11 protein-coding genes are annotated in these 12,328 nt (G+C 61.6%); 10 read left to right on the top strand and 1 reads right to left on the bottom strand.

From position 1 onward, the window contains the following. Positions 1–386: 386 nt before the first annotated feature. From VNH11_06605 to VNH11_06560, 10 genes are all read left to right on the top strand, one after another. A complete protein-coding gene (locus VNH11_06605) occupies positions 387–1,124 on the top strand; it encodes an ATP-binding cassette domain-containing protein (protein HVA46042.1) in 738 nt (245 codons plus the stop codon). 30 nt (positions 1,125–1,154) lie between these two features. Continuing rightward, positions 1,155–3,929, top strand: coding sequence for a Gldg family protein (locus tag VNH11_06600; GenBank protein ID HVA46041.1), 2,775 nt, complete (start codon positions 1,155–1,157; stop codon positions 3,927–3,929). Positions 3,930–4,011: 82 nt separating this feature from the next. Continuing rightward, on the top strand, positions 4,012–5,781 hold the full coding sequence (locus tag VNH11_06595; GenBank protein ID HVA46040.1) for a DUF4340 domain-containing protein: 1,770 nt from the start codon (positions 4,012–4,014) through the stop codon (positions 5,779–5,781). Between the two features lie 145 nt (positions 5,782–5,926). After that, on the top strand, positions 5,927–6,091 hold the full coding sequence (locus tag VNH11_06590) for a hypothetical protein (GenBank protein ID HVA46039.1): 165 nt from the start codon (positions 5,927–5,929) through the stop codon (positions 6,089–6,091). Between the two features lie 12 nt (positions 6,092–6,103). Continuing rightward, entirely contained in the window at positions 6,104–6,688 is a 585-nt protein-coding gene (locus tag VNH11_06585; GenBank protein HVA46038.1) for an FAD:protein FMN transferase, read from the top strand. Positions 6,689–6,933: 245 nt separating this feature from the next. After that, entirely contained in the window at positions 6,934–8,685 is a 1,752-nt protein-coding gene (locus VNH11_06580; protein ID HVA46037.1) for a carbon starvation CstA family protein, read from the top strand. Between the two features lie 242 nt (positions 8,686–8,927). Further along, positions 8,928–9,092, top strand: a complete 165-nt coding sequence (locus tag VNH11_06575) for a four helix bundle protein (protein HVA46036.1) — start codon at positions 8,928–8,930, stop codon at positions 9,090–9,092. A 120-nt stretch (positions 9,093–9,212) separates the two neighbouring features. Further along, the gene (locus VNH11_06570; protein ID HVA46035.1) at positions 9,213–9,506 is read left to right on the top strand and encodes a colicin immunity domain-containing protein; all 294 of its coding nucleotides are present in this window, start codon (positions 9,213–9,215) and stop codon (positions 9,504–9,506) included. Positions 9,507–9,609: 103 nt separating this feature from the next. Beyond that, positions 9,610–10,782 (top strand): DUF4214 domain-containing protein, encoded by a 1,173-nt coding sequence (locus VNH11_06565; protein HVA46034.1) that lies wholly within the window; start codon positions 9,610–9,612, stop codon positions 10,780–10,782. A gap of 327 nt (positions 10,783–11,109) precedes the next feature. Beyond that, a complete protein-coding gene (locus VNH11_06560; GenBank protein HVA46033.1) occupies positions 11,110–11,691 on the top strand; it encodes a sigma-70 family RNA polymerase sigma factor in 582 nt (193 codons plus the stop codon). A gap of 97 nt (positions 11,692–11,788) precedes the next feature. Here the strand turns inward: VNH11_06560 and VNH11_06555 are convergent, their stop codons facing one another. Then, the gene (locus VNH11_06555; protein HVA46032.1) at positions 11,789–12,163 is read right to left on the bottom strand and encodes a hypothetical protein; all 375 of its coding nucleotides are present in this window, start codon (positions 12,161–12,163) and stop codon (positions 11,789–11,791) included. Positions 12,164–12,328: the final 165 nt, after the last annotated feature.

Raw genomic sequence — 12,328 nt, 5'->3', positions numbered from 1 at the left:
AACGGTTGGTCGTCACGTTTGCGAGTCTACTTGCTTTCGCTGGATCGACTATCTTATCGTACGAGTGCAACCAAGTCGCGCGCGTGGAGGGCCGTGGGTCGGCCATCGGCTCCGCAAGGCATGCTCGCCGGGAATTGCTGGTAGCTATAGACAGGGCGCGACGGGGATATTATTTTTGGGGTTTTCCGCACGCCCGGCACGGCGCTGCCCCTTGCGGCGGTAGCGAAGGCGGCCTCGGAGGATGGGCTTCCTAGCCCGTCACCCCAAACGGCGACGGCCTGGGAAGGCCATCCTCCTATTGGTGAGGGCCTAGGAAGGCCATCCTCCGTTGGCGAAAAGCCGCAAATCCAAAATCCAAAATCCAAGCAGAGGGAGACCGATTGACGATGGCAGATGAATCGCGTCCGGCCATGATCGAGGCGATCGGCCTGTCGAAGTATTACGGCGACTTCACCGCCATTCAGGACGTGACCTTCAGTATCCGCCAAGGCGAAGTGGTCGCCTTTCTGGGGCCCAACGGCGCCGGCAAAAGCACCACCATGAAGCTGCTGACCGGCTACCTGGCCCCGTCGGCGGGCATCGCCAAGATCGCCGGCCACGACATGTCGGTCGATCGGCTGGCCGGCTCGACGCGGCTGGGTTATTTGCCCGAAAACGGGCCGCTCTACCCCGACATGACTCCCCGCAGCCTGCTGGAATTTTTCGCCGACGCCCGCGGCATGACCGGGGCTTATCGCCGCGAGCGGATCGCCGCGGTGGTCGAGTTGTGCGCCTTGGGCAGCGTGATCGGCAAGGCGATCGGCAAGTTGTCGAAGGGGTATCGGCAGCGCGTGGGCATGGCCCAGGCCCTGCTGCACGAGCCCGACGTGCTGATTCTCGACGAGCCGACGGCGGGTCTCGACCCGAACCAGATTCGCGAAGTGCGCGACACCATCCGCCGGCTCGGCCAGAACAAGACGATTCTGCTCTCGACGCACATTCTGCAAGAGGTGGAGGCGATGGCCAGCCGGGTGCTGTTCATCAACGAAGGGCGGCTGATTTACGATGGCACGCCGCGCGAACTGACCGCCGACGGCAAGCCGTTGGAAGAGCATTTTCATCAATTGACGAGTGCCGTGGCCTGATTTTGGATTTTCGATTTTGGATTTTGGATTATGAACTTCAACGTTGTCAGCGCCATTTTTAGGCGGAATTTCAACTCGTATTTCGCCAACCCGACCGGGTATGTGTTCATCTGCGTCTACGTGCTGTTGAGTTCGTTCGCGGCCTTCTGGCCGAACGACTTCTTCAGCTCGAACCTGGCGAATCTCGACCAGCTCAACCGCTATCTGCCCTACATCATGCTGGTCTTCATTCCGGCCATCACGATGAGCATTTGGGCCGAGGAGCGGCGGCAAGGGACCGACGAGTTGCTGCTGACGATTCCCGCCGCGGATTTCGACGTGGTGCTGGGCAAGTATCTGGCGGCGGTGGCGATTTATAGCGTGGCCCTGCTGTTTTCGATGATCTGCAACCTTTCGGTGCTGAGCTGGCTGGCGTATCCGAAGCACCCCTTGCCCGACCAGCCGGTGGGGCCTGACCTGGGACTGTTTTTCGGCACCTACTTCGGTTACTGGCTGGTGGGGGCGGCGATGCTCTCGATCGGCATGGTGGCCTCGTTCCTGACCGGCAACCTCACGGTCGGCTTTGTGCTGGGGACGTTGTTCAACGCACCGTTGGCCTTCGCGGCCAACGCCGATGTGATCATGCCGGCCGAGTGGGCCATTCCGGTGAAACAATGGAGCCTGGAAGAGCAGTTCCGCGATTTTGGCCGCGGCGTGGTCAGCCTTTCGGGCGTCTCCTACTTTGTGCTGACCGTGGTGGTGATGCTCTACTTGAGCATGGTGCTCATCGGCCGCCGGCATTGGCAGGGCGGCAAGGACGGGCTGTCGCTGGGTCCGCATTATCTGCTGCGGGGAGGCTCGCTGATCGGCATTGCCGTGGGCGTGGTGATGATCTTGCAGCATTTCGATTTGCGTGCCGACGTGACGGCCGAGGGCCTCAGCTCGCTGTCGCCGAAGACGCGCGAGTTGTTGGGCAACCTGAAGCGGACGGTGAAGATCGACGCCTATATCAGCCCGGAGGTGCCGGAATCCTACGTCAAAACGCGGCTCGATCTGCTCTCGATGCTGCGCGAGTTCGCGGCCCGCGGCAAGAACCTGGTGAGGCTGCGGATTCACGACACGAAACCGCTCAGTCCCGAGGCGCAGCAGGCCGAGCAGCAGTTCAACATCACGCCGCAGCCGGTCTTTTCGCGGACGCGCGGCGCGGTGAGCCGCGAACAGATTTACATGGGCGTCGCCTTCACGTCGGGTCTGGAAAAAGTCGTCGTGCCGTTTCTCGGTCCGGCGGTGCCCGTGGAATATGAATTGGCCCGGTCGATCGCCACGGTGTCGGAAGAGAAGCGTCAGAAGCTGGGCGTGCTCGTCACCGACGCCAAGCTGTATGCCAGCTTCAACATGCAGACGTTTACGCAAGGCCGCAACGACTTGCTGATCGACGAGTTGGAAAAACAATATGACGTGGTGCAGGTGAATGCCGACACACCGGTCAAGGACGACATCGACGTCTTGTTCGCGGTGCAGCCGTCGTCGCTTTCGCCCGAACAGATGAAGAACTTCGTGGCGGCGGTGAAGCGCGGAATTCCCACGGCGATTTTCGAAGATCCGCTTTCTCTCACTCGCGACGTTCCGGGCACAACGGCCCCCAAGCGACCGCCGCAGCAGATGATGATGTTTGGCGGGCAGCAGCCGCTGCCGAAGGGCGACATCCGTGAATTATGGAAGCTGCTGGGCATCGAATTCGAGGCCCACGAACTCGTCTGCCAATACTACAATCCCTATCCAAAGCTCGAGCTGGCGGTCACGCCGGAATGGCTGTTCATCGACGCCGGCGCCAGCGAAGACAAAAAAGACCATCCGGTGTTCAGCCAAAAAGACCCCATCAGCTCGGGCTTGCAACAAGTGCTGCTGTTGTATGCCGGATCGCTCAAGCATCTGAACGCATCGGACATGAAGTTCGAGCCGCTGTTGCAGACCGGCGACGAGACGGCCGAGGTCGCCTTTTCCGACCTGCAAACAATGAATCCCTTCGGTGGCGGCGGGGGGCTGAATCCGAACCCGCGCCGCAAGCCCACGCGCGATTACTACACTCTGGCGGCCCACATCACCGGCAAGCTGCCGGAGGAGGACGCCGAAGAAACCGCCAAAGAAAGCGAGGCGGACGAGAAGAAGGACGGCGACAAGGAGGAAAAGAAGAAGCGCACCGAGATCAACGCGGTGGTGGTCGCCGACATCGACCTTTTCTATCAAGAGTTTTTCCAGTTCCGGCAACAAAGTCAGGATCCCGATCGCGAACTGGATTTGAGCCTGGACAACATCACCTTCACGCTCAACGTGCTCGACGCGCTGGCGGGCGACGACCGGTTCATCGACATTCGCAAGCGCCGCTTGAAGCACCGCGTGTTGGCCACCATCGAAGAGAAGACGAAAGACGCCAAGGTGGCGGCTGAAAAGGAAAAGCTGGAGAAGCGCAAGGATTTGGAAGAGGCCACGGCGAAAGAGCAGGCCGAGCTCGACAAGCGCGTGTCCGAGTTGAAGAAACGTGGCGAAAAGATGAACACGATCGAGCTGATGCAGCGGCTGCAGATCCTGGAGCGGGAAGGCAACCAACGGTTGGACGCCCGCAAGCGGCAGCTTCAAAAGGATCTGGATCAGAAGGTCACCAAGATCGAGCGCGACTTGAACCTGCAGGTTACGCGCGAGCAAGACTGGTATAAGATGTGGGCGGTGGTGCTGCCGCCGATCTTGCCGATGCTGGTCGGTCTGGGGGTGTTTTTCAACCGGCGCGCGCACGAGCGTGAGGGCGTGGCCCGCAGCCGGCTGCGCTGAGCCGCGTCGCCGCGGTTGACGTTGACGAATTCTCGGTTCCTTTTTTGTGAGCAATGACGGGCGAAACGCCCAAGGCAGAGCGATGAACGAAATGATCAAAACGGTGGGCTTCGTGGCGGCGGCGGTAGTGGCCGTGGCCGTCGGCGTTTGGACCCATCTAGGACCCGCGGAAACCGACGAGAGCAAACGGCAACTCGTCGGCAAGTCGCTGTTCGCCGACTTGAAACCCGAATCGGCCAAATCGTTGGAGATCATTGAATACGATCCCGACACGGCGACGCTGAAGCCTTTCAAAGTGGCCGAACAGAACGGCCTGTGGCGGATTCCCTCGCACCACGATTATCCGGCCGACGCCAGCCAGCAACTCGGTGAGGCGGCCGCCGCCCTGGTGGGCTGCGAGACCATCAACATCGAAACCGACGATCCCTCGATGCACGTCACCTATGGCGTCGTCGATCCCGATCCCAAGTCGCTGGCGTCGGGAACCACCGGAGTGGGCAAGCGGGTGACGATGGAAGACCCGTCGGGCAAGAAGCTGGCGCAGATCATCATCGGCAAGCCGGTCAAAGGCCAGACCGATTTGTACTATGTGCGCATCCCCGGCCAGGATCCGGTGTACGTCGTCAAGCTGAAGACCGACAAGTTTTCGACCAAGTTCGAAGACTGGATCGAAAAGGACCTGCTCAAGCTCAACGCCTGGGACATCGAGCGGGTGGCGTTCAATGACTACTCGATCGACGAGCTGCGGCGGGGCATCGATCCGCGCAGCAAGATCGACGTGCGCTATGACGCGAAAGACTCGAAATGGAAGCTGCAAGAACTCGAAGTGTTCAACCTCGAGAGCCGCGAATACGAGCCGCAGACGCTCACCGACGACGAGGAGTTGAACTCCACGAAGCTGAACGACCTGAAGACCGCGTTGGACGACTTGAAGATCGTCGACGTGCGTCCCAAGCCGGAGGGCCTGGCGGCCGACCTGCGGGCGGGCGAAGGTCTGGCTACCAATGAAGAGGCCCAGGAATCGCTGCTGGTCGCCGGCTTCCGCGTGGCGAGCATCGGCGGCGGCCCACAGGAGATTGTCTCCAACGAAGGCGAAGTGATCTGCGGCACCAAAGAGGGCGTGCAATACACGCTCCGCTTCGGCCGAATTGCCGGCGGCGGCGAGAAGGGCGGCGACGAAGAGCCGGCCGAGGAAAGCGATGAAGACAAGGCCGACGACAAAGGCAAGGGGCCCGGCGCCAACCGCTATATCATGGTCACGGCCCAGTTCAACGAAGACCTGTTGACCAAGCCCGAATTGGAGGAGTTGCCCGGCGAAGCACCGGCGAAAGAAGAAGCCGCGCCGGAAGGGAAAGAAGAGCCCAAGGAGGATGCCGAAAAGACTTCGGCCATCGAATCGGTCCTGAACGACGCCGCAGGGCTATTGGCGCTGGCCGATGAAGAAAGCGAAGCGGTCAACGAGGAGGCCGAGAAGCCGGCCAAACCAAAAGCGGAAAAGAAACCGCCCAAGAGCGACAAGGCAAAGCCGGAAACGAAGAATCCGGTGCTTGCCAAGCCGAAAACGCCCGCAGAACTGGCGCGCGAACGCGTCACGAAGGAGAACGAGCGCAAGGAGAAAGAGTACAAAGACAAGGTCAAGCAGGGCGAAGAAAAGGCCAAGGAGCTGAGCGGCCGCTTCGCCAACTGGTATTACATCGTCTCGGACAGCACGTATCAGAAGATTCACCTCGGTCGCGACGACATCATCAAGAAGAAGGCCCCTTCGGCCGACGAGACGAAGAAGGACGAGCACGAGGGGCATGAGGGCGAGGAGAATCTGCTGAAGGAAGAAGACAAGAAACTTCCCGAGTGAAGTAGGCTGAGACGAGCGTGCGAGCGCCGGCCCACCCTACGCGGCGCCGAGGCCGAATAATGAAGCTGGAATATGTGGTGGCTGAGGTTTCATACCTTCCGTCGGACTTTAATGTCCCACAGATCAATAGCTGGCGAGCCAGGCAATGTTCGTGGCGTTGTTCAACACCGCTAATTGGACGGAGATGGCGACCGTCAAAAAAACTGTGCTTCACGGCGAACGTCGGATCGTGCTTTCCGGCATCTCCTGGCAACTGTATGAGCAATTGCGCGAGCACGAAGATAACTGGCACGTCCTGGCCCCGCGGTGAGCTGCCGAGCGGCTGGCCGAAGCGCGGGCGGCGGTGGGCTACCAAAAGCTGAAACTCGACCCTTCCCGGCGCACCGCCCGGCTTCTCGTGCCCGGCATGCGGCTCGATCTGGGCGGGATCGCCGCCGACTACGCCGTCGATCAGGCAATGGCCGTGCTCCGGCGGCACGGCATCCACCGGGCATTGATCGACGCCAGCGGCGACATTCTGGCGGCCAGTCCTCCGCCCGGCCAAGAGGGCTGGAAGATCGGCATCGCTCCTCTCGACGCCGCCGGGCCGCCCAGCCGGTATCTGGGTTTGCACGACCAGGCGGTCACCACGTCGGGCGACGCTTTTCAACACGTGGTGTTCGACGCCCAGCGCTATTCGCACATCGTCGATCCGGCCACGGGTCTGGGGCTGACCGATCAGAGCAGCGTCACCGTGATTGCCGCCGATTGCATCTCGGCCGACAGTCTGGCCACGGCCGTGTGCGTACTGGGTCCCGAAAAGGGCCTTCGGCTCATCGAACAGACCGAGCATGCCGCCGCGTTGATCGTTCGCAATCGCAGCGGGAAGGTGGAGACCGTCGAATCGCGCCGTTTCGGCGAGCATTGATCTCGCCATCGCACGGGATTGCCATCGGCCCACCAAACGTAGGGTGGGGCCAGCGAGATTGCGAGCGCCGGCCCACCGTAATGGAGGCGTCAGGCGATGGGCGTTAGGCGCGGTGTGAAGATGCTGTCCTAACGCCCAACGCCTATCGCCTATCGCCTCAAACATGGCGGGCCGGCGCTCGCAAGCTCGCTTTTTCCACCCTACAATGTCTATTGCACCGCTTCCTTCATCCAACGAACAAAGCCATGAGCCTACTGGCCATCACCATCGGTACGGGCATCATCCTGATCGCGGCCTATTTGACCTACGGCCGTTGGCTGACCCGGCAACTCGACCTGCGCGACGAGGTGCCCACCCCGGCCGTCGAGATCAATGACGGCGAAGATTTTGTGCCCACGCCGGCCCCCTACCTTTTTTCGCAACATTTTTCGGCCATCGCCGCCGCCGGGCCGATCGTCGGCCCGATCGTGGCCGGGCTGTGGTTCGGCTGGCTGCCGGCCATCCTATGGATTCTCGTCGGCAGCATCTTTATCGGCGGAGTCCATGACATGACTTCGCTGGTGGCCAGCGTCAGGCACAAGGCCCGCAGTATTCCCGACATCGTCCGCGAGCACATGAGCCGCCGGGCCTACCTGCTCTTTCTGTCGTTCGTCTGGATCGCGCTGGTCTACATCGTGGTCGCCTTTACCGATATTACGGCCAGTACGTTCGCTCCGAATCCCGCCGCGGGCAGCGAGGCCGTGGCGACGGGCGAGGCGGTGGCCAGCTCGTCGATGATGTATCTCGGCCTGGCGGTCGTCATGGGGCTCGTGCTGCGCTACACGCGGCTGCCGCTCACCTGGGCCACCGTCATCTTCATGCCGCTGGTGCTGCTGTCGATTTGGGCCGGACCCTATATGCCGATTTCCATTCCCGACGCGCTTCGCTATGGCGGCAGCGCCGCCAAGTCGTGGGACATTTTGCTCTTGGTCTATTGCGGCGTGGCATCGGTGGTGCCCGTATGGGCGCTGTTGCAGCCGCGGGGCTACCTGGGTGGCTACTTCCTCTCGGCGACCGTGTTGCTGGCATTCTTGGGCATTGTGGCCGCCAGCTTGATGGGGCAGGCCATCGATATCACCTACCCGAAGTTTCTCGGCTTCAGTGTGGTGCAAGGCGGAAAAACGATGCTGATTTTCCCCGTGCTGTTCGTCACCATCGCCTGCGGGGCGTGCAGCGGCTTTCATTCGATGATCAGTTCGGGCACGTCGTCCAAGCAGTTGCGTGTGGAAAGCGACGCCAAGTCGATCGGCTACGGCTGCATGCTGTTGGAGGCGTTTGTAGCCGTGATCTCGCTGAGCTGCGTGATGATTCTGGCGAAAGGGGCCACGGGCAACCCCGACGTCATTTTCGCCGAGGGAATCTCGCGGTTCATCGGCCTGTTGGCCAGCGGCCTGGGCATGAGCTACGACGCGGCCCACCACTATCTCTACAGTTTTTGTCTGCTGGCCTTTGCCACGTTCATCTACGACACGCTCGATGTCTGTACGCGGCTGGGGCGCTACGTGCTGGAAGAGTTCACCGGTTGGCGCGGGCCGAGGGGCAAGCTCGTTTGCACGGTGCTGACGTTGGTGCCGCCGATGTACCTGGTGTTGCAGACGTTGGTCGATCCGCTGAGCGGCAAGCCGGTGCCGGCCTGGAAAGTGTTTTGGACGCTGTTCGGCACCGCCAACCAATTGCTGGCGGCGCTGACGCTGATCGGCGTCACCGTCTGGCTGCTGCGGACCGGCAAGCGCTGGCTGTACACGGCGGTTCCGGCCGCCTTCATGGTGGTGATTACCTTCAGCATGCTCGGGATGATCCTTTATGAATGGGCCGCCAGTTTCAGCGAGGTCTGGCAACAGGGCCGCTTCGACGTGAACGGGCCGATCACGGCGGTCTTGCTGGGCCTCGGCGTGCTGCTGGTGATCGAGGCGGTCGTGGTGATCGGCCGCACTTTACGGGCACGCGCGGCGGTGTAACAGCGAGGGAAAGACGGAGAGAGGGAGCGACTGAGAGACGGAGGGACGGTCACGAAGAACCGGTACGGGGTTACCGTAGATGGGACGCACAGTTAGGCGGCATTATGGATCTTGAGGTCTACCAGCCCGGATTATTCATGGCCCCACGAATTCCAGCGCAGACTGGGCGCATACCAACCCGAAGCGCAAGCGAGGTAAGTTGTTTGCCCTTCCTCGCTTGCGCTTCGGGTTAGTGTGGGGCCATGAATAATCCGGGCCAGCGTGCCTTTGCCGCGGCGATGAAGATCTTTCACCTCTCGAAGCGCTTTCCCGCGGAAGAGCGATATTCCCTGACCGGGCAGATTCGTCGCGCGTCGCGGTCGGTCTGCTCGAATCTGGCGGCGACGCAATCATCGGCATGCTCGTGAACATGAGCCGCAACTCCGACGACTGGGTCCTTCCATGAGTCCCTCGCTCACTCCCTCCGTCTCTCCGTCTCTCCCTCGCTCCTGTTTCTCCGTCCCTCCTTCTCAGGTGGATGAGTTTTTATGGAAGCGGCCGTTGCCAAATACGTTCAGTTAATCGAGCGATTCGCTTCAGGGGCAATCAACGCCGAGACATTCGAATCTTCGTACCTGAAAATGTTCAAGAACGAATCGGCCCGTCTGCCCGACGCGGCCTTCAGCGTGCTCAACCAGTTATTCGCGGATGTGGACGCTTTCTGCCCGGATCCGAAACTCCGCGGCCAATCGGACTTGGATGAAGATGCGTTGCGAAGCCGTTCGTTGGATGCCTTGCGCGAGCTGACGGCGGTCGCTGGGAAACGCGTCCCCCGATGTTGACGTGCAGGATGCCGTGACGGTTTCCGCTATCGCCGGAGTCGCTGTAAGTGCCACCGCCGTGGGCGCGATCTCCGCGGCAGAGCTAACGACCTTGAATGCCGCCGTGGCCACCTTCACCGATCCTAATGGAGCGGGCCCGCTCAGCGGCTACTCGGCCACCATCGACTGGGGCGACGGCTCGAGTGCCTCGGCCGGCGCCATCACCGGCCCCGACCCCAGCGGCGTGTTCACCGTCACGGGCAGCCACGTCTATGCTGAAGAGAGCGCATCGCCCGAAACCGTGAACGTGGTAATTCGGCGCGCCGGCTTGCCCGACGCCACGGCCACCGACAGCGTTACCGTAACCGAAGCGCCGATCAACGGCACAGGCGCGGCACTCACCGGCACGCCGGGCACGGCAATCTCAGCGGCCACCGTGGCCACCTTCACGCACGGCGACGGCAGCGAACCGGCCTCCGGCCTCTCCGCCACGATCGACTGGGGCGACGGCCAGACCTCGGCCGGCACCGTGAGCGAATCGAGCGGTACCTACACCGTCGTCGGCTCGCACACCAACACCTCCGCCGGCGAATTCGCCACCAAGATCACCGCGATCGAAGAGGGCGTCTCGACAGTGCTCAACGGCAATGCGACCGTCGGTCCGCAAGCCACGGCCTCAGCGAAATACGTGGCCGCCGTGTTTCTCGACGTCTTGGGCCGCGCAGCGGACGCGGCCGGTTTGCAGTATTGGACCCAGCAGATCGTCGGCGGCATGGCGATCAGCGACGTCGCGCAGGCGATCGTCCACAGCGCCGAGTATTACGAGAACTTCGTCATCAAGCCCGACTATTTGACGCTCTTGGGCCGAGCGGCCGACGCGGCGGGCATCCAATTCTGGACCTCGCAATTGCAGAACGGACTGACCGACCAAGGGCTGGAGGCGGGTTTCATTGCCACCGACGAGTTCTACAAGAACGCCGGCGGCACCGATAAGGACTGGATCGACGCGGCCTGTCAGCTTCTCTTGGGTCGTATGGCTGACACGGCGGGCGAAGGTTTTTGGGAAAGCGAGTTGGCGGCCGGCCAGACGCGCTCGCAGGTGGCGACGGGCATCGCCGGCAGCACCGAGAACAACACACAGCTCATCAACGACGACTATATGCACTACCTGGGCCGAGCCGCCGACGCAGGCGGGCTCGCCTATTGGCTCGCGCAGTTCGCCAACGGCGAGACCAACGAAGACGTGATCGCCGGCTTCACCGGCTCGGCGGAGTACTACAAGGAACACACCAGTTGACAGGAGGATGGGCTTCCCAGCGCGCCAAGTAGCTTGCCGTGGGCGGACTGGCAATTCAACAGAAGGAAACGAAGGAAACTGGTTGTGGGCCACTTACGCCAAAGATAATCTCAACGAGAAGCGCGGCGACCTGCTGAACTGAGAGCGAGTAGTGGCTAGGAAGCCGCTGGCTCCCCCCTTTTGAGACGTGTCAACGGTTGACACCTGAGATCAACTTGACGACAGGCAGATTAGCTGGCGGCACGAGCACCGAACGTACGTCAACGTCCTGAGCGCTAAACATGACGGCCTTGGAACCCCGAACCCCGAACCCCGAACCCTCTTCGCATGCCTCGCACCAAAGAACCCGACACCGAAGAGCTGCCGGCGCGGGCCCGAAAAGGCGACGAACGTGCGGGCATGGAGGCGCTCGGGCGGCAGCGGGACCGCTTGAAAAACGTGCTCACGCTGCGGATGGATAAAAGGCTCAAGGCCAGGCTCGATCCGTTGGATGTCATTCAGGAGTCGATGATGGTCGAAGTGCCGTTCTATGTCTGGCTGCGGTCGCTCACGTTCGAGCGGCTGATCGACATGCAGCGGGCACACCTCTATGCCAAACGCCGCAGCGTGTCGCGCGAGGAGCGGAGCGTGCTGAGCTTGCCCGACGAGTCGGCGGCCGAACTGGCCAGCCGGCTGGTCGACGTGGCGGCCGACCCGCAAGCAGGGATGGTGCGCGACGAACTGCGGGCACGCGTACGGGCCGGCCTCGATCGGCTTTCGCCCGACGACCGCGAGGTGCTCGTGCTGCGGCACCTGGAGCAGCTTTCAGTGGCCGAGACGGCCGCCGCGCTGGGCATCAAGGAAGGGACGGTCAAGGTGAGGGCGCTGAGGGCGCTGAAGAGATTGAGGGAGGTGTTGGGGGAAGAGTGATGGGGATTTTGGATTTTCGATTTTGGATTTTTGATTGCGGGCGCGGTCGTGGGTCTTAGGTCTTGGGTTTTGGGTCTTGGGTTCCCGTGAGTTCGATTCATTCAACGTCGATGCGATAGCTGACCATCCATAATTCGATCTGCTCCAGCTTCGCTTTCCATCGATCGCGGAAAGCCTTGAGCCATTGGCGATGCTCCTTGGAATCCGCCACGTCAACCACAACCTTCACCAAGGTGTCGCGGTACGTTACGCCGGCGTGACGCCAGTGGCCTTCGACCTTTTGCGTTTCGTAGCTCGCCGCACCGAAGCGGGTGACGATTTCCAAAACGGCATCCGCGAGCCATTCCGGCGGGATTTCGCGACCGTCATTGAACTGAATCGGGAGCAGCACCTCGTAGCGCCGCCACTTGCTGCTCATACGTCGCCTTTCCCTTGACGGTAAAAGAAATGTCTTGAGCGGCGAGCGCTTCAAGAGCCGCTTCGGGCACAAGATGCTCGCCTGAACGAAGCACACGACCGGAGAAACGGCCCAGCAAAAAAGCGAGGGCCCGTTTTTCGGTTTCGTGATCGGCGAAAGTTATCGTAATCATCGTGGCGATTCAGCAAAAAAACGATCGAGCGGCGACTTGCGGGCCAC

It is taken from the genome of Pirellulales bacterium, assembly GCA_035533075.1.
Lineage (GTDB): Bacteria > Planctomycetota > Planctomycetia > Pirellulales > JAICIG01 > DASSFG01.
This window is presented reverse-complemented; position numbering and strand designations above follow the sequence as displayed.

Coding starts and splice junctions, on each gene's coding strand:
- VNH11_06560 (HVA46033.1), top strand. CDS start 11,110: ATGCCTCGCACCAAAGAACCCGACACCGAAGAGCTGCCGGCGCGGGCC.
- VNH11_06590 (HVA46039.1), top strand. CDS start 5,927: ATGTTCGTGGCGTTGTTCAACACCGCTAATTGGACGGAGATGGCGACC.
- VNH11_06580 (HVA46037.1), top strand. CDS start 6,934: ATGAGCCTACTGGCCATCACCATCGGTACGGGCATCATCCTGATCGCG.
- VNH11_06600 (HVA46041.1), top strand. CDS start 1,155: ATGAACTTCAACGTTGTCAGCGCCATTTTTAGGCGGAATTTCAACTCG.
- VNH11_06605 (HVA46042.1), top strand. CDS start 387: ATGGCAGATGAATCGCGTCCGGCCATGATCGAGGCGATCGGCCTGTCG.
- VNH11_06575 (HVA46036.1), top strand. CDS start 8,928: ATGAATAATCCGGGCCAGCGTGCCTTTGCCGCGGCGATGAAGATCTTT.
- VNH11_06570 (HVA46035.1), top strand. CDS start 9,213: ATGGAAGCGGCCGTTGCCAAATACGTTCAGTTAATCGAGCGATTCGCT.
- VNH11_06595 (HVA46040.1), top strand. CDS start 4,012: ATGAACGAAATGATCAAAACGGTGGGCTTCGTGGCGGCGGCGGTAGTG.